This window comes from Brevundimonas sp. 374 (assembly GCF_900102995.1).
In the GTDB taxonomy this organism is placed as follows: domain Bacteria; phylum Pseudomonadota; class Alphaproteobacteria; order Caulobacterales; family Caulobacteraceae; genus Brevundimonas; species Brevundimonas vesicularis_C.
Window position 1 is genome coordinate 620291 of the sequence record NZ_FNKT01000001.1, and the last position, 23536, is coordinate 643826.

Below are 23536 nucleotides of genomic sequence, written 5' to 3' on the forward strand. Positions count from 1 at the left end.
GACCTCTAGGGATGGGGCCGGCCGACGCCGTAGCGGGCCGCCAGATAGGGAGCGATGGCGTGATCCTGAAGGAAGCGCCGGCCGGTCGTTTCGCTGACCTCGGCCTCGGGCCAATCCAGCTCGCCGTCCAGGATCAGGATGGGGCAGCTTTGATGCGCCTCGCCGACTTGGTCGATGACCGGCTGGCGCGGGCGCGTATGGTCCAGATAGACGACGTCCAGCGCGTCGCGAAGCTGAGGATAGAAGGCCAGGACACCCTCGATATAGGCGCCGGGCGGGCAGAACCACGGACCGCCCTGGTCGTCGTGCCAGTCAGGGTTCAGCAGGAAGAGTCGCTCGGTCATCGGCGTGGATATATCCGAGTTGAGGCCGTCGGCGCGACCGCTATTCGCACGATGCGCCAAACCCCGGCGCCCGTAACGCCAGAAGGATCGAAGAGCGCGCCTGCTGCGTGATCGCCCCGGCGCCTTGCAGCACGCAGCCGACAGCGGTGTTTGAGTTGGGCGCCAGAAGGCCGTAGGTCAGACCCTCCTGCGCCAGGCGAGCCTGGGCGCCCTTCAACGTTTCGACGGCCGTCGCGACGCGCGCCGGGTCGTTGGTGATGCGCGTCATCTCGTGCAGCGCCTCGCCCGAACTCGGGAAGTCATAGGCGTTCGGATCGAACGGCGCGATCTCGGCCGACAGGCGTTCGGGATGAATGTCGATGCCGAACTCGGCGTTCTGACTGGCGGAGAAGGCGATGGCCGGCCCGCTCTCAGGCACGACCAGAATGTAGGCATGGCGCGGAAACAACAGATATTGCGCCATGAACTTGGTCACCGGCACCATAGGTATACCGTCCGGTCCCAGGGCATGGGCGCCGACATAGACGCCCGACGGCACGCTGCGCGCATCGATCCGGCCGTTCAGCTTCAGGATGCGATCGACCATGACGTGGTCGAGCAGAAAGACGCCGTCCTCCGCCTCGCGCTCCAGATAGGCATGGATGGCGGCGGTGTCGGGCGCTGGTCCCAGATCGCGGCCATAGACGGTCGGAAAGGCAGTCGGCGACATCGGCTGGCCGTCGGGCGGGCTGAACCACAGCACGCGCAGCTCGTGAACCGTCCGCGCCAGGGGATCTTCGCCCCGGAACGTCGACAGGCTGAGCACCAGATTGACGACGGCGAACAGGGCGACGAAGCCGACCAGCCCCTGCCCCGCAATCACCGCCCACCGCCGCCAACCGCGCAGCGGATGACGGGCGTGCCGAATCCGCTCCAGCAGGCGGCGCGCACGGGCAGGCTTTTTCGACATGCGTTTCCCCGACCGTTCAGGCGCACGACCAATGCGCCCAAACGGTCAAGGTTGCATCAGACGCGCAGGACGACCGTCTCGACGATGGGACGACGATCCCAGATTTGCTGGCTGGCCTTTTTCAGCACGCGAGCGACAGCCTGTTCGATGACCATTTCATCGTCCAGCGCATCGCCCTTCAGGCCCTTGACCACCTGTTCGACACGCTCGGCCAGCTTGTCCAGCGCATCGCCGAGCGGCGTGGCCGTATCGCCGGGCAGGCCGACACTGCGGATGTCGATGTCGCTGGCGATGCGACCGCGCTTGTCCAGGGCAAAGCTGACGATCAGCACGCCGTTTGCCGAGGCGTGACGACGCTCCTTCAGGGCCTCGCCTTGCTCGGTCACCAGCATGCCGCCGTCGACATAGAGGCGGCCGTTCGGCACCTCGTCGATGATCTTGGCTGGGCCAGGGGCCAGGCGGACCATGTCGCCGTTGCGCGGCGTCACCGTTTCGGGAACGCCCATGTCCTTGGCCAGATTGGCGTGTTCCAAGAGGAAGCGACGCACGCCGTGGGTCGGCACCGCGATCTGCGGCCGGGCCCATTCGTACATCTGCTTCAGCTCGTCACGGCAGGGGTGGCCCGAGACGTGGATGCCCGGGTGATCCTTCTCGGTATAGAGACGCACGCCGCGGTCCGCGAGCCGGTCCTGCAGATTGCCGATCGCCAGCTCGTTGCCCGGAATCTGGCGCGACGAGAAGATGCAGTGGTCGCCCAGACCCAGTTTCACGACCGGGTGGGTGCCGTCAGCGACGCGCGACAGCGCCGCCCTCGCCTCACCCTGGCTGCCGGTGCACAGATACAGGATCTGATCGGCCGGCCAGACGCGGGCCTCCTCGTCCGACAGGAAGGGCTTCACGTCCTTCAGCATGCCGACGTGCTTGGCCGCCGCCGTGATCCGGTGCATCGACCGGCCGGCCAGGGCCACGCGACGCCCGCAGGCCTCGGCCGCACGGATCACGCTGTCCATACGAGCGACGTTGGAGGCGAAACAGCCGACCGCAACACGCCCCTTCAGGCTGGCGATCAGTTTGGAGATGGCGACGGCGACATCGCCCTCGGACCCGGCGACGCCCGGCACGAAGACATTGGTCGAATCGCAGACCATGGCCAGCACGCCTTCGTCGCCCAGGGCGCGGATGACGGGGGCGTCGGTCTTGGTTCCGATCACCGGCTGGTCGTCGATCTTCCAGTCGCCGGTGTGGAACACCATTCCCAGCGGCGTATCGATGGCCAGGCCGCTGGGCTCGGCGATCGAGTGGGTCATGTTGACGAAGGTCACGCCGAACGTGCCGATGTCCACGGTCCCGCCCAGCGGCACTTCGATCAGTTCGACCTCGTCCAGAATGCCGCGCTCGCGCAGCTTGTCGCGGATCAGATAGGCGGTGAAGGGCGTGGCGTAGATCGGCGCCTTGATGCGCGGCCACAGCCAGCCCAGGGCGCCGATGTGATCTTCGTGCGCGTGGGTCAGCACGATGCCCTTGATGTTCTCACCCTCAAGGAAGGTGGGATCCGGCACGATCACATCCACGCCGGGTGTGGACAGGTCGCCGAAGGTGACGCCGACATCGACGATCAGCCATTCACGGTTCGCCTCTGGGCCGAAGCCATAGGCGTTCAGGTTCATACCGACCTCGTCCGAGCCGCCGAGCGGCAGGAAAACGAGTTCGTCTTGGGTTTGCTTTTTCATTCAATCAGTCAAATGGGCGTTACGACGCCAGATTTCGAGGAGGCCGCGAATAGTCAGGTCGGGATCGAAGTGATCGATGCTGTCGGTCGCGCCTTCGAACAGGCTGGCGACCCCGCCGGTGCCGACGACCGTCATGGGCTTGCCCCACTCCGCCTTGATGCGCCCGACCAGGCCTTCGATCAACGAGATATAGCCCCAGAAAACGCCGGACTGCATGGCCTCGACCGTGCCCTTGCCGATGACGTGTTCGGGTTTTTGAATGGCGATGCGCGGCAGTTTGGCGGCAGCTTCATGCAGGGCCTGAAGCGACAGATTGATGCCGGGCGCGATCAGACCGCCCTCGAATGCGCCGTCGCCCGAAACGATGTCGAAGGTCGTCGCCGTGCCGCTGTCGATCAGCAGAAGGTCGCCGGGATACGTCAGCGAGGCGCCCACCGCATTCACCAGACGATCGGCGCCCGCCTCGCTGGGCTTGGCGATCCGCACCTCGATGCCCAGCTCGGCGTTCTCGCCGATGACCAGGGGTTCGATGTTCAGATAGCGCCGCGCCAGGTTGCGCAGATTGAAGATCGATTGCGGCACGACGCTGGAGATGATGCAGCCGCCGAGCGCGTCGAACTTCAGCCCCTTCATCACCATCAACTGATTCAGCCAGACGGCGTACTCGTCGGCTGTCCGGCTGGCCTCGGTCGCGGCGCGCCACTGGGCGATCCAATCCGTGCCGTCGTGGACCGCGAACAGCGTATTGGTGTTGCCCTGCTCGATGGCGAGAAGCATCAGGCGGCTTTCCCGAAGAAGACATCGCCCGCGGAAATCAAACGTACCGAACCGTCGGCCAGACGCAGGCGCAGGGCGCCATCCGGCTCCACGCCCTCGGCCTGTCCCTCGATCGTCTCGTTATCTAGTCGCGCGACGCACGGTCCGTTGAGGCCCGTCAGGTGGCTGGTCCAGGCGTCGAGCACGGGCTCGAAGCCCATCGTCTGCCAGCGCCCCCACCAGACGGCGAAAGTCTCGGCCAGGATTTCGGCGGCGGCCTCGATCGGCGGGACATAGGCCAGGTCGGCGCGCAGACGTTCGGCAACCGACGTCGCCCCCCGTTCGGTGCCCTTGGGCGCATGGGCAAGGTTCACGCCGATGCCGACCGCCAGCCAGAGGTCGCCGTTCGCATGCCGGCCGGATTCGACCAGGATGCCCGAAACCTTGACCCCGTCCAGCAGGACGTCGTTGGGCCATTTGATCGAAACGAGCGCGGGCGAGACGAAGACGTCCAGCAGGTCTGCGACGGCCAGAGCCGCGATGAAGGTGGCCTGGGCCGCCTCCGCCGCCGACTTGGGCGTGGTGATCAGAAGGGTGGCGGCCAGATTGCCCTGATCGGTGTCCCACTTGCGACCCCGCCGACCGCGACCGGCGGTCTGGCGGCGCGCCACGATCCAGCGCGGGCCCGCCTCTCCGGCCTCGGCGAGGCGGCGCGCCTCGGCGTTGGTCGAGTCGATCTCGTCGAGGATGACCAGTGGGACGGGCGCCAACGCCCTACCCGTTCCCGAAGCCGGCGCTCGCAGCCTTGGTCAGCGGCTCCAGCCACGTCAGACCGACGATGACCAACGGGAAGGCGAAGGCGGCGCAGGCCCAGCCGATCCACTTCGCCTCGACCGGGGCGGCGTCTGTGGCGATGTCATCCACCGGCGCATCAAACCACATCAGCTTGAGGATGCGCAGATAGTAGAAGGCGGCGACGACCGAGGCGACCAGACCGGCGGCCGCGACGGGCCACAGTCCTGCATCGGCAGCGGCGCCGAACACATAGTATTTGCCCCAGAAACCCGAGAACGGCGGCATGCCCAGGACCGACAGCGACAGGATGGTCAGGGCCACGGCCGTCAGCGGACGATCCTTCTTCAGGCCGGCCAGATCGGCGATGCGGCGGATCGGACGGCCCGACTTGGACAGGCTGAGCAGGATGGCGAAGAAGCCCAGCTGGTCGATGACATACAGCGTCATGAACATCAGCATGGCCTGCAGGCCCTCGGCCGTGCCCGCCGCAATGCCCAGCAGCGCGTAACCGATGTTGGCGATCGAGGAATAGGCCAGCAGGCGCTGGATGTCCTTTTGCGCCAGACCGCCGAAAGCGCCGACGACGAAGCTGATCAGCGAGATGGCGATCAGGACCTGCGACCATTGAGCGTGGGCGTCGCCGAAACCGTTTTCCAACGCGCGGGCGATCAGCACCATGGCCGCAACCTTGGGCGCCGTGGCGAACAGGGCCACGACAGGCGTCGGCGCGCCCTCATAGACGTCAGGCGTCCACATGTGGAACGGCGCGGCCGATACCTTGAACGCCAGGCCGCAGATCAGGAAGACCAGGCCGAACACCAGACCCGGGCCGGGGTTGTCCGCGGCGACGGCGGCGATGTCCTCGAACCGCATCGAACCGGCGAAGCCGTAGATCAGGCTTGCGCCATACAGGAGCAGACCCGACGACAGGGCGCCCAGGACGAAATACTTCAGACCCGCTTCCGACGCCTTGACGTCGTTGCGGTGGAAGGCCGCCAGCACATATAGCGCCAGCGAGTGCAGCTCGATCCCGACGTACATGGAGATCAGGTCACCCGAGGACGCCATCATCCCCATGCCGGCCGAGGCCAGCACGATCAGGACCGGATATTCGAACTTGGCGATGCGCGTGCGCTTCATCCAGCCGTCGCCCAGCACGACCGCCACGGCGGCCGACAGATAGATCAGGCTCTTGGCGTAGATGGCCAGAGGATCGGCGACATAGGCGCCGTTGAAGGCGACGCCCCACGGTCCGACGATCGAAATGACCGACGCAGAGATCAGCAGCAGGACCGAAAGGATCGAGACCAGACGGGCGCTCTTGTCGCCCATGAAGGCGCCGACCATCAGCAGGACCAGGGCGCCGACCGCGAGGGTGACTTCCGAGGCGGCGAGATGCAGGGCGGAGGATAGATCAGGCATCTGTAAGTCTCACCCGCCGATCGCGGCGCGATACGCGCTGGTCAGGGCCTCGACGGCAGGCCCGGTGTAATCGAGGACAGAGGCCGGATGGACCCCCAGCCAGATGGTGCCGACGATCAGAGGCACGAACAGCAGCAGTTCGCGCTTGTCGATGTCGGTGATGGTCTCAAGCTTCGGATTGGTGATCTCGCCGAACATGACCGCGCGGTACAGGGTCAAGGCATAGACCGCCGAGAAGATGACGCCCGAGGCCGCGACCAGCGCCGCCCAGGTCGAGGCGTTGTAGGCGCCGGTCATTGTCAGCACTTCGCCGATGAAGCCCGAGGTGCCAGGCAGGCCGACGTTGGCCATGGTGAACATCAGGAAGATGGCGGCGAACCAAGGCATCTTCGACGTCAGGCCGCCGTAGAAGGCGATCTCGCGGGTGTGCATCCGGTCGTATACGACGCCGACGCACAGGAACAAGGCGCCCGAGATCAGGCCGTGGCTGATCATCTGGAAGATGGCGCCCTGCATGCCGATGTCGTTGCCGGCGAAGATGCCCAGGGTCACAAAGCCCATGTGCGCCACCGACGAATAGGCGATCAGCTTCTTGATGTCCGTCTGACGCCAGGCGACCAGCGACGTGTAGACGATGGCGATCACCGACAGGGTGAAGACCAGCGGCCGGAACATTTCCGACGCCATCGGGAACATCGGCACGTTGAACAGGATGAAGCCGTAGCCGCCCAGCTTCAGCAGAATGCCCGCCAGGATAACCGAACCGGCCGTCGGCGCCTGAACGTGGGCGTCGGGCAGCCAGGTGTGGACCGGCCACATCGGCATCTTGACCGCGAACGAGGCGAAGAAGGCCAGCCACAGGATCGGCTGGACGGCCGGATCGAAGGCGAAACGCTTCAGCTCGGGAATGCTGGTGGTGCCCGCCTCATGCGCCATCCACAACATGGCCAGCAGCATCAGGACGGACCCCAGCAGGGTGTAGAGGAAGAACTTGTAGGCCGCATAGATGCGGTTCTGACCGCCCCAGATGCCGATGATCAGGAACATCGGGACCAGGGTGCCTTCGAAGAAGATGTAGAAGAGGAACAGGTCCAGTGAGGTGAACACCCCGATGACCAGCGTCTCCAGCACCAGGAAGGCGATCATATATTCGACGACGCGCGTCTCGACCGACTTCCAGCTGGCCAGGATGCAGATCGGCATCAGGAAGGCCGTCAGCAGCACGAACAGGATCGAGATCCCGTCGACACCCAGATGATAGCTGGCGCCCGCGAACCACGGGACCATCTCCACGAACTGATAGCCGGTGTCAGCCGGATCGAAGCCGGCGACCAGCACGACCGACACCGCCAGGGTCACCAGGGTGGTGATCAAGGCGATCCAGCGCGCGGCCGGCGCGGTCGCATCGGCCGACTTTGACGTCAGCCGGGCGGCGAAGATCGCCAGGGCCCCGACCAGGGGCAGGAATGTAACGAGGCTCAGGATGTAGGGCACGAGATCAGGCTCCCCACGCGAGGATGGCGAAGGTGAGCAGACCAGCCACCCCGAGCAGCATCACGAAGGCGTAGTGATAGACATAGCCGGACTGGATCTTGCCCAGTCGAGCGGCGGATTTCAGCGACACCCAGGCGGCGCCGTTCGGGCCCAGACCGTCGATGATCTTCACGTCGCAGATCTTCCAGAAGAAGTTCCCGATGGCGCGGAAGCCGCGCACGAAGACGAAGTCGTACAGCTCGTCGAAATACCACTTGTTATAGAGGAAGCGGTAGATGACGCCGTTCCGCTCGGCCATGCGACGGCCCATGCCCTCGCGAGCGACGTAGATCCAATAGGCGAAGGCGGTGCCGATCAGCGTCAGGATCAGCGGCGACCATTTCACCCAGGTCGGAACGTCGTGGCTTTCGTGCAGGACGTGGTTGTTCGCGCCGGTGAAGATCGCGCCGCGCCAGAACTCGCCCTCGTGGTGGCCGATGAAGTGCGGCGCGAAGACGAAGCCGGCCGCAACGGCGCCGACCGACAGCAGGATCAGCGGGATCAGCATGACCAGCGGGCTCTCATGCGGCTTCAGCGGGCCGTGATGACCATGGTCGTCATGCGCATGATCGTCGTGATGATCGCCGACCGGCTCGGAATGGGTTTCTAGCTGGGCGTGGGAAGCGTGGTCGTCAGCATGATGGGCGTCGCCCTCATCCTTCCATACCGGCTTGTTGTGGAAGGTCATGAAGACCAGGCGCCACGAATAGTAGGCCGTCAGACCGGCGGCGATGATGCCGACGAAGAAGGCGAACAGACCGATGGCCGAGTGATCCGAGGCCGCCGAGGCATAGGCGCTCTCGATGATCGAATCCTTGGAGTAGAAGCCGGCGAAGCCGCCGACGCCGGGGATCCCCAGGCCGGTGATGGCGATGGTGCCGATGGTCATCACCGCATAGGTGACCGGCAGCAGCTTCCACAGGCCGCCCATCTTCCGCATGTCCTGCTCGTGGTGCATGCCGTGGATCACCGAGCCGGCGCCTAGGAACAGCAGGGCCTTGAAGAAGGCGTGCGTGAACAGGTGGAACATGGCCGCCTGATAGGCGCCGACGCCCGCCGCGAAGAACATATAGCCCAGCTGCGAACAGGTCGAATAGGCGATGACCCGCTTGATGTCGTTCTGGGTCAGGCCGACCGTGGCGGCGAACAGGGCCGTGATCGCGCCGATGATGGCGATGATCTGCGACGCGCCCGGCGCATACTCATAGATCGGGCTCAGCAGGCAGACCATATAGACGCCGGCGGTGACCATGGTCGCGGCGTGGATCAGCGCCGACACCGGGGTCGGGCCTTCCATCGCGTCCGGCAACCAGGTGTGCAGGAAGAACTGGGCCGACTTACCCATGGCGCCGATGAACAGCAGGAAGCCGGCCAGATCCAGCGCGGACCACTGGACGCCCAGGAACTCCCACGTCGTGCCGGCCTTTGTGGCGATCAGCGGGAACAGCTCTGCGAAGTTGATGGTGCCGTACATCCAGAAGATCGTCATGATCCCCAGCACGAAACCGAAGTCGCCGACGCGGTTGACGACGAAGGCCTTGATGGCGGCGGCGCTGGCCGTCGGCTTCTTGAACCAGAAGCCGATCAGCAGATAGGACGCCAGGCCCACGCCTTCCCAGCCGAAGAAGATCTGCATGAAGTCGGCCGCCGTCACCAGCGCCAGCATCATGAAGGTGAATAGCGACAGATAGGCGAAGAAGCGCGGCCGGCTGTCGTCCTCGGCCATGTAGCCCCAGGAATACAGGTGAACCAGCGACGACACGCTGGTGACCACGATCAGCATGGTCGCCGACAGGGCGTCGATGCGGATCGACCAGGCCGACTGGAAGTCGCCCACATTGATGAAGGGCGCCAGGCGAATGGTGAAGGGCTCCATATGCCCCCAGGTCCATTGGCCGAACACTGTCCAGGCTACGGCGCACGAGAAGAACAACAGGCCGGTCGTGACGGCCTGCGACGGGATATTGCCGATCCGGCGTCCGAAGAAGCCGGCGATGGCCGCGCCCAGCAGCGGGGCGAAGATCCCGAGAATGACGAGGGTATGGAAGGTCACGCTCAGCCCTTCATCACGGAGGCGTCGTCCACGGCGATGTCGCCGCGGTTACGGAAGAAGGTCACCAGGATCGCCAGGCCGACGGCGGCCTCGGCTGCGGCAACGGTCAGGACGAACATCGCCATGATCTGCCCGCTGATCTCGTTCAGATAGGCCGAGAAGGCGACGAAGTTGATGTTCACCGCCAACAGGATCAGCTCGATCGACATCAGGATGATGATGACGTTCTTGCGGTTCACGAAGATGCCGAACACCCCGATGGTGAACAGGATCGCAGCGACCGTCAGATAGTGGGTCAGACCGATCATCAGAGAAGCTCCTCGGCGCTGACGCCTTCGCCCGTGGCGGCGGACTTGATCTCGACCGACTTGCGACGGTCGCGGTTCACCTGGTCGCCGGGGTTCTGGCGTTTGATGTGCGGCTTGTGGCGCAGGGTCAGGGTGATGGCGCCGATCATCGCGATCAGCAGCACGATCCCTGCCGCCTGGAAGAAGTAGACATAGTCCGTGTAGAGCACGCGGCCGATCGCCTCGACGTTCGTCACGCTGGCGTCCGGCGCGCCCGGCGCCGGCAGGCCCGCAGCGGCCCCGCCCTGAACCACGGCGACCGAGACGATGATCATCTCGACCAGCAGCACGGCGGCGATGATGGCGCCCAGCGGCAGATAGCGCGCGTAGCCTTCGCGCAGCTTCAGGAAGTCCACGTCCAGCATCATGACGACGAACAGGAACAGCACCGCGACCGCGCCCACATAGACGACGACCAGCAGCATCGCCAGGAACTCGGCGCCCAGCAGGACGAACAGACCCGCCGACGAGAAGAAAGCCAGGATCAACCACAGCACGCTGTGCACCGGGTTGCGCGCGGTCACGACCAGAAGGCCGGAAACCGTGGCGACCGCCGCCAGCAGATAGAAGGCTATGCCTTGCAGCATGTCGGGACGAAGCCCCTTTCGTATCGGCCGCGACCCTGTTTCAGGAATCGCCGACCCGTTTAGCGAGATGCGCCTTAGCGGTAAGGCGCGTCGAGTTCCAGATTCTTGGCGATCTGCCGTTCCCAGCGGTCGCCGTTATCAAGCAGGCGTTGCTTGTCGTAGAGCAGCTCTTCGCGCGTCTCGACGGCGAACTCCGAGTTCGGCCCTTCCACGATGGCGTCCACCGGGCAGGCCTCCTGGCACAGGCCGCAGTAGATGCATTTGACCATGTCGATGTCGTAGCGGGTCGTGCGACGGCTGCCGTCGGCGCGTGGCTCGGCCTCGATGGTGATGGCCTGGGCGGGGCAGATGGCCTCGCACAGCTTGCAGGCGATGCAGCGTTCCTCGCCGTTCGCATAGCGACGCAGCGCGTGCTCGCCACGGAAGCGCGGCGACTGCGGATTGCGCTCGAACGGATAGTTCACCGTCATCTTGGGACGGGCCATATATTTCAGCGACAGACCGATGGCGCCGATGACGTCCAGCATCATCGCGCCCTTGGTCGCCTGGACGATACGGGTGAACATCAGGGCTTATCCTTGGGGGCGGGCGTCGTCTGGGGTGCGGTCTGGCTGGCGCGCCAGTCCTGTTCGATGCGGTCCTGGCGTTGCTGCCATTGATAGCTCGACTCGGGCATGCGCGACGGGTCGGGCGCGCAGGCGGCGGTCATCGTCAGAAGACCGAGGCCGAGGCCGATGATAGGTCCGCGCATCACGACCCCACCACGAAGACGCGCCAAGCGGAAACGATCACGACCGCGACCAGCGACGTCGGCAGGAAGATCTTCCAGCCCAGACGCATCAGTTGGTCATAGCGATAGCGCGGCACGAAGGCCTTCACCATCGAGATCATGATGAACCAGAAGACCGTCTTGGCCATGAAGGTCAGCAGATAGATCGTGTAGGCGATCCAGGCCGGCAGCCCATCCATCCACGCCTGCGGCACACCGGGGTTCCAGCCGCCGAAGAACAGCAGGCTGATCATCGCCGACATGAAGACGATGTTGACGTACTCGCCCATCATGAACAGCAGATACGGCGTCGAGCTGTATTCGACCTGGTAACCGGCGACCAGTTCGGACTCGGCCTCGGGCAGGTCGAACGGAGGGCGATTAGTTTCGGCCAGGGCCGAGATGAAGAAGATGATCGACATCGGGAACAGGATCACCACCAGCGGCCAGGTGTCGGCGCCGCCGCCGAAGCCGTACCAGTTCCAGAACATGCCCTTCTGGCTGTCGACGATGGCCGACAGGTTCATGGTGCCGGCCAGCAGGATCACATTGATGATGATGAGGCCCAGCGAGACTTCATAGGACACCATCTGCGCCGCCGAACGCAGCGAGCCCAGGAACGGATACTTCGAGTTCGAAGCCCAGCCGCCCATGATGATGCCGTAAACGCCCAGCGACGACACCGCGAAGATGTACAGGATGCCGACGTTCAGGTCCGACACCACCCATCCGGGCGCGAACGGAATGACCGCCCAGGCCATGAAGGCCAGAATGACGGTGATGATCGGCGCGATGATGAAGACCGCCTTGTCGGCACCAGCCGGGATCACGACTTCCTTCAGCACGAACTTGATCATGTCGGCGAAGGATTGAAGCAGGCCGAAGGGACCGACGACGTTCGGACCCTTGCGCATCTGCACGCCGGCCCAGACCTTGCGGTCGGCCAGCAGCAGGAAGGCGACGGCGATCAGCACGCCGACCGTGATCAGCAGGACCTGGCCGACCGTGATCAGCGTCCAGCCCAAAGGCGTGGCCCAGAAGGAAACGGGGTCCATGGCTTACTCCGCCGCCATTGCGACCGGCTGGGTCCGCAGGGCGGACAGCTCGGCCATCGTCGCGCTGGCGCGCGCTATCGGATTGGAAAGATACGGGTCGGTCACGACCGAGACGAAGGCGCGGTCGCCCAGATCGCCCTTGGCGCCCAGGGCCGCCACGTCGAACGCCGCCGGCGCGGGCAGATAATCGATCCGGCCGAAGGTCGGATGATCGCCCATCAGCCTGGCGCGCAGTTGCTCCAGCGTGTCGTAAGGCAGGGTCTGATCGACGCGCGCCGACAGGGCGCGGATGATGGCCCAGTCTTCCTTGGCCTCGCCCTTGGGGAAGACGACGCGTTCGGCCATCTGCACCCGGCCCTCGGTGTTGACGTACAGGCCGGCCTTCTCGGTGTAGGCCGCGCCCGGCAGGATCACGTCGGCGCCGTGCGCGCCGCGGTCGCCGTGGCTGCCCAGATAGACGCGGAAGGCGTTCGAACCGGTCGGATCGACCTCGTCGGCGCCCAGCAGGAACAACACGTCCAGCGCATCCGGCTTCAGCATTTCGGCGACGGTCAGGCCGCCCTCAGCCGGCACGAAGCCCATGTCCAGACCGGCGACGCGCGACGCGGCGTGGTGCAGGACGTTGAAGCCGTTCCAGCCGTCGGCGACCACGCCGACCTTCTTGGCCAGGGCGCCGAGTGCGTTCAGAACGGCCGGACCGCCCTCCCCGCCCAGCGCGCCTGAGCCGACGATGATCGCCGGACGCTCGGCCTTGGTCAGGAAGTCCAGCGCAGACTTCGGCAGCTTGGCCAAGGTCTGCGTGCCTGCACCCAGATAGGCGTAGTCGAACGTCAGGTCAGCCTGTTCGCCGATCAGACCGATCTCCACGTCGCCCTTCAGCCAGGCCTTGCGCAGGCGGGCGTTCAGCAGCGGCGCCTCGGTGCGCGGATTGGCGCCGACGATCAGAACGGCGTCAGCCTTTTCAATGCCTTCCAGTCCGGAGTTGAACAGCCATCCCTCGCGCGGGCCGTAACCCACGGCGGCCCCGTCCTGGCGGCAATCGGTGTTGTTGGAGCCGAGCGCACGGAACAGGTCCAGCGTCGCCTTCATCGACTCGGCGTCCTGCAGATCGCCGGCGATCACGCCGATGCGGTCGGCCGGTGCGGCCTTCAGCTTGGCGGCGACGGCGTCCAGCGCCTCGTTCCACGAGGCGGCGCGCAGCTTGCCATTCTCACGGATCCACGGACGGTCCAGACGACGCGCGGTCAGACCGTCGACGACGTAGCGGCTCTTGTCCGACAGCCACTCCTCGTTGATGCCCTCATTGACGCGCGGCAGCACGCGCATGACCTCGGACCCGCGATAGTCGGCGCGGATGTTCGAGCCCAGGGCGTCCATGACGTCGATGGTCTCGGTCTTCTTCAGTTCCCACGGACGATAGTGGTACTGCCACGGACGGTGCGTCAGGGCGCCGACCGGGCACAGGTCGTTGACGTTGCCCGACAGTTCCGAGGCGACCGACTTTTCCAGATAGGTCGTGATCTCGGCGTCCTCGCCGCGCGAGATCATGCCGATATCCGGCACGCCCGCGACTTCGGTGATGAAGCGGACGCAGCGCGTGCACTGAATGCAGCGCGTCATGAAGGTCTTGATGGTTGGACCCATCGCCTTTTCTTCGACCGCGCGCTTGTTCTCCGAATAGCGCGAGCCGTCGCGGCCGTAGCCGACCGACTGGTCCTGCAGGTCGCACTCGCCGCCCTGGTCGCAGATCGGGCAATCCAGCGGGTGGTTGATGAGCAGGAACTCCATCACCCCTTCGCGGGCCTTCTTGACCATCGGCGTGTCGGTGAAGATTTCCTGGCCGTCGGCGGCCGGAAGCGCGCACGAGGCCTGCGGCTTGGGCGGTCCAGGCTTCACCTCGACCAGGCACATGCGGCAGTTGCCGGCGATGGACAGGCGCTCGTGATAGCAGAAGCGCGGAATCTCTTGTCCGGCGCGTTCGGCGACCTGGAGCACAGTCATTCCGGGCTCGAACTCGGTTTCGACGCCGTTGACCTTGGCGATAGGCATCAGCGGGCCTCTTGCTTGGCGGCGGGAGCCGCCATTTGTACATCCACGGACATCGGCTGACCGTCGCGGAACAGGCCCGCACCGTCGGCTTCGGCCCGGCATTCGAATTCCAGCCGGCCGCCATCGACCGGCGCGCGCCACGACACCTGGGCCGTGCGTTCGCCGGTGGCGGTGAAGACGACGGCGTCGCCTTCCTGGCCATACATGCGGTTCACCACGTCGCGGCAGGCCGCTTCGAGGTTCGCCGGAGCCGCCGCCGTCGCGGCGGGAGCCACCACAGCGAGAGCCGCCGTCGCGGGCGCGGTCGACGCTTCAGGCGCAGCCTTTTCCCGCTCGCCGCAAGCGGCGAGGATCGGAAGCGTCAGCAACAGGGCGACGGCGAGGCGCATCTCTACTCCGCCGCGATCGCGTGGCCGGCGAAATTCGCGCGGCGGCTGCGATAGTTGGCGATCCGCTCTTCGATCTCGTGACGGAAGTGACGGATCAGGCCCTGAACCGGCCAGGCGGCGGCGTCGCCCAGGGCGCAGATGGTGTGTCCCTCGACCTGGCCGGCGACGTCCAGCAGCAGGTCGATTTCCGACGGATCGGCCTCGCCCACGGCCATCCGCTCCAGCACGCGCCACATCCAGCCGGTGCCTTCGCGGCATGGCGTGCACTGGCCGCAGCTCTCGTGCTTGAAGAAGTAGCTGATGCGAGCGATCGCCTTCACGATGTCGGTGGATTCGTCCATCACCGTCACGCCGGCGGTGCCCAGCGACGAGCGAACCTCGCGCATGGAATCGAAGTCCATCAGGACCGTCTCGGCCTGTTCGCGCGTAATGACCGGGCAGGACGCGCCGCCGGGGATGATGGCCTTCAGATTGCTCCAGCCGCCACGCACGCCGCCGCCGTGATCCTCGATCAACTGACGCAGCGGGATCGACATGGCCTCTTCGACCACGCAGGGCGTGTTCACGTGACCCGAGAGGGACATCAGCTTGGTGCCGGTGTTGTTCGGACGGCCGAAGCTGGCGAACCAATCGGCGCCGCGACGCAGGATCGTACCGACGACGGCGATCGACTCGACGTTGTTCACCGTGGTCGGGCAGCCATAGAGGCCCGCACCGGCCGGGAACGGCGGCTTCAGACGCGGTTGCCCCTTCTTGCCTTCCAGCGATTCCAGCAGAGCCGTCTCTTCGCCGCAGATATAGGCGCCCGCGCCGTGGTGGATATAGACGTGGAAGTCCCAACCGTGGACGTTGCCGTCGCCGATCAGCTTGGCGTCATAGGCCTGCTTGACGGCGGCTTCCATCCGCTCGCGTTCCAGCACGTATTCGCCACGAAGATAGATGTAGCAGGCGTGGGCCTGCATCGCGAAGCTGGCGATCAGCGCGCCTTCGATCAGCAGGTGCGGATCATGGCGCATGATCTCGCGGTCCTTGCAGGTCGCGGGCTCGGATTCATCGGCGTTGATGACCAGGTAGTGAGGACGATCCTTCACTTCCTTGGGCATGAACGACCACTTCAGGCCGGTCGAGAAGCCCGCGCCGCCACGGCCGCGCAGACCCGAGGCCTTGACGTTGTTGATGATCCAGTCGCGGCCAAGGTCCAGCATGTCCTTGGTGGCGTTCCAGGCGCCGCGGTTCTTCGCCCCGTCCAGCGTCCAGTCGTGGAAGCCGTACAGGTTGGTGAAGATGCGATCCTTGTCTTCGAGAATGCCGACCATGGCCCTCAGAGTCCTTCCGCCAGACGGCGCTTGTGGTGGCGCGTGCGCATCCAGATGGCCGCGATGACCATCACCCAGCCCGCCGCCAGCATGAAGTAGGAGAGATTGACCGCCCACGGCCCGACTGCGCCCTGACGCGAGATCAGGATCAAAACGGCCGCGCCGACGACCATGGCAAGGCCACCCGCGCGCAGCGGACGCCCGACGTTTCGCAGTTCCTTGCGGTAGGCGGCGCGGCCCTCCTCGGTGTTCAGATCCGGCGGCGACATCAGGCCGGCGCCTTCTCGACCGGCGCCGGGTCGCTGTTCGGCAGCTTCTTGATCGGCTTGGCGGCCGAGCCGTCATACAGCGTCGCATCGAGCAGGGTCTTGGCCCCGCCTTGCGGCGCCGCATTGGTGCGACCGATGTAGGAGCCCGGCTCGGGCGTCTTGCCGGCGGCGAAGTCGTCGATGATCCGGCCGATCGTCTCGGGCGTCAGATCCTCAAAATAGTAGTCGTTGATCTGGGCCATCGGCGCGTTGGAGCAGGCGCCCAGGCACTCGACTTCCTGCCATGTGAAGCGGCCGTCGGCGGACAGATGATCCTTGGGACCGATCTTCTCCTTGCAGACGCGCATCAGCTCATTGGCGCCGCGCAGCATGCACGGCGTGGTGCCGCACACCTGGATCAGCGCCGTCTTGCCGACCGGCTCCAGCATGAACATGGTGTAGAAGGTCGCGACCTCCAGCACCCGGATGTAGGCCATGTCCAGCAGCTCGGCGATGGCGCGGATGGCGGGTTCGGACACCCAGCCTTCCTGCTTTTGCACCAGCCACAGGATCGGGATCACCGCCGATTGACGACGCCCTTCCGGATATTTCTTGATCCACCATTCGGCCTTGGCGGTCGTATCGGCCGAGAAGGCGAAGGAGGCGGGCTGTTCCTTAGCGAGACGACGAACGCTCATCGGTCCACTTCTCCGAAAACGATGTCGAGCGAGCCCAGGATGGCGGACACGTCGGCCAGTTGGTGGCCACGGTTCATCCAGTCCATCGCCTGCAGCGAGCGGAAGCCCGGCGCCGAGATCTTCACGCGATAGGGTTTGTTGGTGCCGTCCGAAACCAGATAGATGCCGAACTCGCCCTTGGGCGCCTCGACCGAAGCATAGACCTCGCCCTCAGGCGTCTTGAAGCCTTCGGTGTAGAGCTTGAAGTGGTGGATCAGCGATTCCATCGAGCGCTTCATCTCGCCACGGCGCGGCGGGACGATCTTGTTGTCCTCGACCATCACCGGCTCGCCGGGGCAGTTGCGCAGCTTGTGGATGCACTGCTCCATGATCCGCACCGACTGCTTCATCTCCTCGATGCGCACCAGATAGCGATCCCAGCAGTCGCCGTTCTTGCCGACGACCACATCGAAGTCGAGCTCGGCATAGCACTCATAGGGCTGCGACTTGCGCAGGTCCCAGGCGATGTTCGAGCCGCGCAGCATCACGCCGGTGAAGCCCCATTCCAGGGCCTGCTGCTTGGACACCACGCCGATGTCGACGTTGCGCTGTTTGAAGATGCGGTTTTCGGTGACCAGGCTTTCGATGTCCTTCAGCGCCGGCGGGAACTCGTGGCACCAGCGGCCGATGTCGTCGATCAGGTCCATCGGCAGGTCCTGATGGACGCCGCCGGGACGGAAGTAGTTGGCGTGCAGACGGGCGCCGCAGGCGCGCTCGTAGAACACCATCAGCTTTTCGCGTTCCTCAAAGCCCCAGAGCGGCGGCGTCAGGGCGCCGACGTCCATGGCCTGGGTCGTCACGTTCAGCATGTGCGACAGGATGCGGCCGATTTCCGAATACAGGACGCGGATCAGCTGCGCCCGGTACGGAACCTCGATGCCCAGCAGCTTCTCGATCGCCAGGCAGAAGGCGTGCTCCTGGTTCATCGGCGAGACGTAGTCCAACCGGTCCAGATACGGCACGTTCTGAAGGTATGTGCGGGCCTCCATCAGCTTTTCGGTGCCGCGGTGCAGCAGGCCGATGTGCGGATCGACGCGCTCGACGATCTCGCCGTCCAGCTCCAGCACCAGGCGCAGCACGCCGTGCGCGGCCGGGTGTTGCGGACCGAAGTTGATGGTGAACTTGCGGTCTTCCATCTCGCGCGCGTGGGCGGTGCGGGTGTCGAGGTCGTCCTCGAACACATCGACGCCTAGCGGCGGCAGGGTGGGGTTTCCGTCAGCCATTACGCCTGGCCTCCCGCCTTCTCGTCGCCGGGCAGGACCGGCGCGGGGTATTCGGCGCCCTCCCAGGGCGACAGGAAATCGAAGGTGCGGAATTCTTGGGTCAGCTTGACCGGCTCATAGACCACGCGGCGCTGTTCCTCGTCGTAGCGGACCTCGACATAGCCCGTCATCGGGAAGTCCTTGCGCAGCGGATGGCCTTCGAAGCCATAGTCCGTCAGCAGGCGACGCATGTCCGGGTGACCCGAGAACAGCATGCCGTACATGTCGTAGGCTTCACGCTCGAACCAGTTGGCGGCCGGATAGGCCGAGATGACCGACGGCACCGGCTGGGTCTCATCGGTCGAGACCTTGACCCGCAGGCGCGCGTTCCGCGTCATCGACAGCAGGTGGTAGACCACCTCGAACCGCTCCTTGCGGTCCGGATAGTCCACGCCGCACAGGTCGAGCAGTTGTTGGAAGCCGAACTGATCGCGCAGCGTCGTCAGCACGTCGACGATCCGCTCGCGCGGCGCGACCAGCGTCAGCTCGCCGAACGCTACCTGGGCCTCGACGCTCCACCCATCACCGGCAAGGGCCCCGACCATCTCGGCGCCCAGCGGCGTCAGGGCGGCTTCGTGTTGCGCTTGAACAGCCAGAGAGGTCATCGGTCGATGGTCCCCGTGCGACGGATCTTCTTCTGCAGTTGCAGCAGGCCGTAAAGCAGCGCCTCGGCCGTCGGCGGACAGCCGGGCACATAGACGTCGACCGGCACAACGCGGTCGCAACCGCGCACGACGCTGTAACTATAGTGGTAGTAGCCGCCACCATTGGCGCAGCTGCCCATCGACACGACATAGCGCGGATCGGGCATCTGATCGTAGACCTTGCGGATGGCCGGGGCCATCTTGTTGGTCAGGGTGCCGGCGACGATCATCAGGTCCGACTGACGCGGGCTGGCGCGCGGCGCCATGCCGAAGCGTTCGACGTCGAAGCGCGGCATCGACATCTGGATCATCTCGACGGCGCAGCAGGCGAGGCCGAACGTCATCCACATCAGCGAGCCCGTGCGGGCCCAGTTGATGACGTCGTCGGCGGCGGCGACCAGATAGCCGCGCTCGCCGAGCTCCATGTTCACGGCCTCGAAGAACTTGTCGTGGACCTTGGGGTCATAACCCTCGACGGTCGAACGCGCGCCGGCGCCGGCCGGAACCAACGGCGCGCCCGATGCGGACACCAGGCCTGCGGGCTTGGAAGCGGCGACTACTCCCATTCCAGGGCTCCCTTCTTCCATTCGTAGATGAAGCCGATGGTCAATACGCCCAGGAAGACCATCATCGACCAGAAGGCGAACACCATGCCGGCGTGCGACAGATCGAACATCGACACCGCCCATGGGAACAGGAAGGCGACTTCCAGGTCGAAGATGATGAACAGGATCGACACCAGATAGAAGCGGATGTCGAACTTCATCCGGGCATCGTCGAAGGCGTTGAAGCCGCACTCATAGGCCGACAGCTTCTCGCTATCGGGGCTTTTCGGCGCCAGCAGCAGCGGCAGCACGATGAAAAGAATGCCGATGAAGGCGGCTACGCCGGCGAAGACCAGGACCGGAAGATATTCGAGAAGGAATGCGTTCATTCGAAGAACCTCGTCCGCCGGGGAGAGGCGGGATTCGGCGCTTCTTAGACCCAAGACCGCCGCCGTTCAAACCCCTGCGACCATTGGATTTTCATTGAGAACGGCTCGCAACTTTGCGCGCCATATGTCGCAGGGCCGACGCTTGCGCGTCGCCGGGCTGCAAAGGCCTATTGGCGAGCCGATCGCGTAACCGAAAGTCATCCGAATGAGCCTAGCCAGCCGCGCCCTGAACACTGTCGAGCGGATCGGTAATCGACTTCCCGATCCCGTCTTCCTGTTCCTGTGGCTGATCGGCGGTCTGATCGTCCTCAGCATGGTCGGCGCCGGCCTGGGCTGGTCGGCCGTCAATCCGGTCACCGGCGATCAACTGGTCGCCAAGAGCCTGCTGTCCGGAGAGAACCTGGAACAGTTGATCATCGGCATGCCGCGCACGCTGGCGGACTTCCCGCCCCTCGGCATCGTCATAACCATCATCTATGGCGCTTCGGTCGCCGAACGCACCGGGATGTTCGCGACCGCCATTCGCGGCGCCCTGCTGAACGCCCCGCGCTCCATACTGACGCCTGTCGTCGTGATCACCGGCATGGTGTCCCATCACGCGTCGGACGCCTCCTATGTCGTGGTCATCCCGCTGGCGGCCGTCATCTTCGCCGCTGCGGGCCGCCATCCGCTGGCGGGTCTGGCCGCAGGCTTCGCCGCCGTGTCGGGCGGATACGCCGGCAACCTGTTCCCTGGCGCCAGCGACGCCTTGATCCTGGGCATCACTGAGCCGGCCGCCCGTCTGATCGACCCATCCTATTCGGTCAACATCGCCGGCAACTGGTTCTTCATTGTCGGCGTCGTCTTCGTCTTCACCCCCATCGTCTGGATCCTGACCGACCGGGTGATCGAGCCGCGCCTCGGCGTCTGGAAGCAGTCAGAGGGTGTCGCCGCACTGAACGCTTCGGAAAAACAGCCCCTGACCGCCGCCGAAAAGCGAGGCCTGAAGTTCGCCGGCCTGGCGCTTCTGGGCATGATCGCGCTCTGGGCCCTGCTGACCTTCATACCGGGCTCGCCGTTCGTCGATCCCGACGTGGATCCGGAGCAGAAGTTCAATCCGCTCTACAAGTCCCTGGTCGCCTTCTTCGCCATCACCTTCTTCGTCACCGGCGGCGCCTATGGCGCAGGAGCCGGCACGATCCAGTCGCACCGCGACATGGTCACGATGATGCGCGACGGCATCGCCCAGTTGGCGCCCTACATCGTGCTGGCCTTCTTCGCCGCCCACTTCGTGGCCATGTTCAACTGGTCGGGCCTGGGGCCGATCCTGGCGGTCAATGCGGCGGCGGGCCTGAAGACCCTGGCCCTGCCCGCCCCTCTGCTGCTGATCTGCGTCGTCTTCGTCTCGTGCTTCTTCGACCTGTTCATCGGCTCGGCCTCGGCCAAATGGTCGGCCCTGGCGCCCATTGTGGTGCCGATGTTCATGCTGCTGGGCATTTCGCCGGAGATGACGACCGCCGCTTATCGCATGGGCGATTCCGTCACCAACATCGCCACGCCGCTGATGAGCTACTTCCCGCTGATCCTGACCTTCGCACAGCGCTGGGATCCACGATTCGGTTTGGGATCGCTGATGGCGACCATGCTGCCGTATGCCGGAGCCTTCCTGGTCGCCGGTCTGGCCATGGTGGCGGCCTGGGTCGCCTTCGACCTGCCGCTGGGACCGGGCGTCGGCGTCCACTACGAGCCGCCGCCTCCCGCTGTGGCGGCCCATGAGCCTGCCGACGGCGGCGTAGCGGGGCCGCACAGCCCGCCCCAGGCAGCGATGGTCACACCGTCCACAGCCCCGTCGCGTTGAGGGGCGCGTTTCTCCGAAAACGTCGCTTGACGCGATGTGTCAGCCCGCCTAAACGACGCCCCTCGCCGGGGCGCACAGCCGCTTCGGCCGGGAAACGCGGGTGTAGCTCAGTTGGTTAGAGTGCCGGCCTGTCACGCCGGAGGTCGCGGGTTCGAGCCCCGTCACTCGCGCCACTCTTTCTAGAAATAGAAGAGTGGCGCGCACCGCCTTCCCAAAAAGCTTTCGAAACAGCTCAAAAGTTTCGACCTGATACGCGGGTGTAGCTCAGTTGGTTAGAGTGCCGGCCTGTCACGCCGGAGGTCGCGGGTTCGAGCCCCGTCACTCGCGCCACTTCTTTTCAAGACATTGATATAAAAGAAGTGGCGCGCTCCCGTTTTCGGAAACGCGCCATTCGAACGCGTCGTGGCCTTGGCCGCTCAGTGCAGCGGCAGTGCACTATCCGGGTTCAGGAACGCCGTTTCGCCCGTCAGCTCGCCATAGACCATGCAGAGGTCCTCGAAGACTCGATTCCAGGCGAACTGGCTGACCGCCTTTTCGCGAGCCGCCCGGCCGATCGCTTCGATGTCGCGAGCGAACAGGGCCTCGACCGCCTGGGCGTAATCGTCGGCATCCGCGCTGGCGGCCAGTTGCCCCACGCTCTCGTCGACCGTCTCGGCGACACCGCCCGCATTGACCCCAACGACGGGGCGGCCACAGGCCATCGCCTCCAGTACGATCAGCCCGAACGGCTCCTTGTCATTGGCGTGAACGAACGCATCGCAGCTGGCGATGATCTTGGCGACCGCCTTGGGATCGCTTTCATAGGGCATGGAGATGACGCGGTCCTCTTCCGGCATTCCCGCGCCTGCGCCGACCAGCACCAGGTGATAGGGGGCGCCCAGCTTCTGGACCGCCTCGATCAGCACATCGACATTCTTTTCCTTGGCCGGACGACCCGCGAAGCACAGCAGGCGCGCGTCTTCGCCCAAACCCAGCTGTTTCAGCAGCCACTGCCGGTCACGACGTTCCGGACGGAAGGTGTCGATCTCCACGCCCAGAGGCCGAATGACGATGTTGTTCACACCGGCCTCTTCCAGGCGCCGCGCGATAAAGCGGCTGGGCGACACGACCCGATCGAACTGTGAAAACAGCTTCGCCCAGCGCTTCTCCACCGGCTTCTTGGCCCATTCGCCGAAGTGCAGCGCCGCCAGCCCAGCCGGATCGGAATGGCAGAAGCCGACGACCGGGCATCCGACCCGCTGACCGGCCTCCAAAGCCCCCTGCCCCGGCGTGTAAGGGTCCCCGGCCTCGATGATGGACGGCTTCATCGCCGCCACCCAGGCGCTCCAGCGCTTCACCGAACTGGGCCAGCGATAGCCGTCCCCGAACGGCAGCTTGGTCGCCCGTAGTTGCACGATGCCGTCGGCTCGCGCCTTGTGCCGCGCACCCGGCACGATCAGTGAGTGGCTGACCCCCGGCCGATTGGCCTCGATCCATGCCTTCTTGGACAGGATATAGCGCTTCACCCCGCCTGAGCGTGGCGCATAGAGCATTGTGGTGTCCACCAACCGGGGCCGCTCGTCCATCGCCGCCGCCTTCAGGGCCCGCAGCGTATCGGCGACTTCCACGTCCAACCCCGGAATCAGTCGGAGTTCGCTTTCCTGGACGTCGAGGTCTGTCATGCTCATGGAGTGTTCTCGCCTGGTCTGGGCTGTCGAACGCCGGAGGAGTTCGATGGATGCGCCCACGGGACGCAGCCTCTAAGACCGTTCGACGCCCGTAAACCCGGGCGCGGCAAAGC

The 23536-nt window shown here is 65.1% G+C and carries 24 protein-coding genes and 2 tRNA genes; 3 read left to right on the forward strand and 23 right to left on the reverse strand.

Going from position 1 to position 23536, the window contains the following annotated elements; genetic code table 11:
* Positions 1-5: 5 nt before the first annotated feature.
* From BLR19_RS03045 to BLR19_RS03150, 22 genes are all read right to left on the reverse strand, one after another.
* Complete coding sequence (locus tag BLR19_RS03045; protein ID WP_091747052.1) at positions 6-344, reverse strand: DUF3088 family protein; 339 nt, start codon at positions 342-344, stop codon at positions 6-8.
* Positions 345-384: 40 nt separating this feature from the next.
* On the reverse strand, positions 385-1293 hold the full coding sequence (locus BLR19_RS03050) for a hypothetical protein (RefSeq protein ID WP_091747055.1): 909 nt from the start codon (positions 1291-1293) through the stop codon (positions 385-387).
* A gap of 56 nt (positions 1294-1349) precedes the next feature.
* Positions 1350-3023, reverse strand: coding sequence for a ribonuclease J (locus BLR19_RS03055; protein ID WP_091747059.1), 1674 nt, complete (start codon positions 3021-3023; stop codon positions 1350-1352).
* On the reverse strand, positions 3024-3803 hold the full coding sequence (locus tag BLR19_RS03060) for a type III pantothenate kinase (RefSeq protein WP_055809093.1): 780 nt from the start codon (positions 3801-3803) through the stop codon (positions 3024-3026).
* Positions 3800-4549, reverse strand: a complete 750-nt coding sequence (locus tag BLR19_RS03065; protein WP_091747062.1) for a biotin--[acetyl-CoA-carboxylase] ligase — start codon at positions 4547-4549, stop codon at positions 3800-3802. Before BLR19_RS03065 ends, BLR19_RS03060 begins: the two co-directional genes overlap by 4 nt.
* 4 nt (positions 4550-4553) lie before the next feature.
* Positions 4554-5996, reverse strand: coding sequence for an NADH-quinone oxidoreductase subunit NuoN (gene nuoN, locus BLR19_RS03070; RefSeq protein WP_091747064.1), 1443 nt, complete (start codon positions 5994-5996; stop codon positions 4554-4556).
* Positions 5997-6005: 9 nt separating this feature from the next.
* Positions 6006-7490 (reverse strand): NADH-quinone oxidoreductase subunit M, encoded by a 1485-nt coding sequence (locus BLR19_RS03075; protein ID WP_091747066.1) that lies wholly within the window; start codon positions 7488-7490, stop codon positions 6006-6008.
* Between the two features lie 4 nt (positions 7491-7494).
* Positions 7495-9582: an NADH-quinone oxidoreductase subunit L gene (gene nuoL / locus BLR19_RS03080; protein ID WP_091747069.1), complete on the reverse strand. Its 2088-nt coding sequence runs from the start codon at positions 9580-9582 to the stop codon at positions 7495-7497.
* Positions 9583-9584: 2 nt separating this feature from the next.
* Positions 9585-9890, reverse strand: coding sequence for an NADH-quinone oxidoreductase subunit NuoK (gene nuoK / locus BLR19_RS03085; RefSeq protein WP_039247409.1), 306 nt, complete (start codon positions 9888-9890; stop codon positions 9585-9587).
* On the reverse strand, positions 9890-10516 hold the full coding sequence (locus BLR19_RS03090; protein ID WP_017503986.1) for an NADH-quinone oxidoreductase subunit J: 627 nt from the start codon (positions 10514-10516) through the stop codon (positions 9890-9892). Before BLR19_RS03090 ends, nuoK begins: the two co-directional genes overlap by 1 nt.
* Before the next feature lie 74 nt (positions 10517-10590).
* Positions 10591-11082, reverse strand: coding sequence for an NADH-quinone oxidoreductase subunit NuoI (gene nuoI / locus BLR19_RS03095; protein WP_017503987.1), 492 nt, complete (start codon positions 11080-11082; stop codon positions 10591-10593).
* Positions 11082-11267 carry a hypothetical protein gene (locus BLR19_RS03100; RefSeq protein WP_091747072.1) on the reverse strand — a complete coding sequence of 62 codons (186 nt, stop codon included), beginning with the start codon at positions 11265-11267 and terminating at the stop codon, positions 11082-11084. The genes nuoI and BLR19_RS03100 overlap by 1 nt, the downstream gene beginning before the upstream one ends.
* Positions 11267-12340, reverse strand: a complete 1074-nt coding sequence (nuoH, locus tag BLR19_RS03105) for an NADH-quinone oxidoreductase subunit NuoH (protein ID WP_039247406.1) — start codon at positions 12338-12340, stop codon at positions 11267-11269. The genes BLR19_RS03100 and nuoH overlap by 1 nt, the downstream gene beginning before the upstream one ends.
* A gap of 3 nt (positions 12341-12343) precedes the next feature.
* Positions 12344-14389, reverse strand: a complete 2046-nt coding sequence (gene nuoG / locus BLR19_RS03110) for an NADH-quinone oxidoreductase subunit NuoG (RefSeq protein WP_091747075.1) — start codon at positions 14387-14389, stop codon at positions 12344-12346.
* Positions 14389-14778 (reverse strand): hypothetical protein, encoded by a 390-nt coding sequence (locus tag BLR19_RS03115; protein ID WP_091747079.1) that lies wholly within the window; start codon positions 14776-14778, stop codon positions 14389-14391. The genes nuoG and BLR19_RS03115 overlap by 1 nt, the downstream gene beginning before the upstream one ends.
* A 2-nt stretch (positions 14779-14780) precedes the next feature.
* The gene (gene nuoF / locus BLR19_RS03120; protein ID WP_091747082.1) at positions 14781-16094 is read right to left on the reverse strand and encodes an NADH-quinone oxidoreductase subunit NuoF; all 1314 of its coding nucleotides are present in this window, start codon (positions 16092-16094) and stop codon (positions 14781-14783) included.
* Between the two features lie 5 nt (positions 16095-16099).
* Entirely contained in the window at positions 16100-16363 is a 264-nt protein-coding gene (locus tag BLR19_RS03125; RefSeq protein ID WP_017503994.1) for a hypothetical protein, read from the reverse strand.
* The gene (gene nuoE, locus BLR19_RS03130) at positions 16363-17040 is read right to left on the reverse strand and encodes an NADH-quinone oxidoreductase subunit NuoE (protein WP_091747087.1); all 678 of its coding nucleotides are present in this window, start codon (positions 17038-17040) and stop codon (positions 16363-16365) included. The genes BLR19_RS03125 and nuoE overlap by 1 nt, the downstream gene beginning before the upstream one ends.
* Positions 17037-18215 (reverse strand): NADH-quinone oxidoreductase subunit D, encoded by a 1179-nt coding sequence (locus BLR19_RS03135; RefSeq protein ID WP_088582886.1) that lies wholly within the window; start codon positions 18213-18215, stop codon positions 17037-17039. Before BLR19_RS03135 ends, nuoE begins: the two co-directional genes overlap by 4 nt.
* A gap of 86 nt (positions 18216-18301) precedes the next feature.
* Positions 18302-18946: an NADH-quinone oxidoreductase subunit C gene (locus tag BLR19_RS03140; protein ID WP_091747090.1), complete on the reverse strand. Its 645-nt coding sequence runs from the start codon at positions 18944-18946 to the stop codon at positions 18302-18304.
* Positions 18943-19572: a NuoB/complex I 20 kDa subunit family protein gene (locus BLR19_RS03145; RefSeq protein WP_087119131.1), complete on the reverse strand. Its 630-nt coding sequence runs from the start codon at positions 19570-19572 to the stop codon at positions 18943-18945. Before BLR19_RS03145 ends, BLR19_RS03140 begins: the two co-directional genes overlap by 4 nt.
* Positions 19542-19919, reverse strand: a complete 378-nt coding sequence (locus BLR19_RS03150; RefSeq protein WP_017503999.1) for an NADH-quinone oxidoreductase subunit A — start codon at positions 19917-19919, stop codon at positions 19542-19544. Before BLR19_RS03150 ends, BLR19_RS03145 begins: the two co-directional genes overlap by 31 nt.
* A gap of 205 nt (positions 19920-20124) precedes the next feature.
* Here BLR19_RS03150 and BLR19_RS03155 point away from each other — a divergent pair, with 205 nt between their 5' ends.
* From BLR19_RS03155 to BLR19_RS03165, 3 genes are all read left to right on the forward strand, one after another.
* Complete coding sequence (locus BLR19_RS03155; RefSeq protein WP_091747093.1) at positions 20125-21756, forward strand: AbgT family transporter; 1632 nt, start codon at positions 20125-20127, stop codon at positions 21754-21756.
* A 96-nt stretch (positions 21757-21852) separates the two neighbouring features.
* Positions 21853-21929: transfer RNA gene (locus BLR19_RS03160), tRNA-Asp, on the forward strand.
* Positions 21930-22009: 80 nt separating this feature from the next.
* Positions 22010-22086 (forward strand) — tRNA-Asp (locus BLR19_RS03165).
* An 86-nt stretch (positions 22087-22172) separates the two neighbouring features.
* Here BLR19_RS03165 and BLR19_RS03170 read toward each other — a convergent pair.
* A complete protein-coding gene (locus BLR19_RS03170; RefSeq protein ID WP_091747097.1) occupies positions 22173-23423 on the reverse strand; it encodes a glycosyltransferase in 1251 nt (416 codons plus the stop codon).
* Positions 23424-23536: the final 113 nt, after the last annotated feature.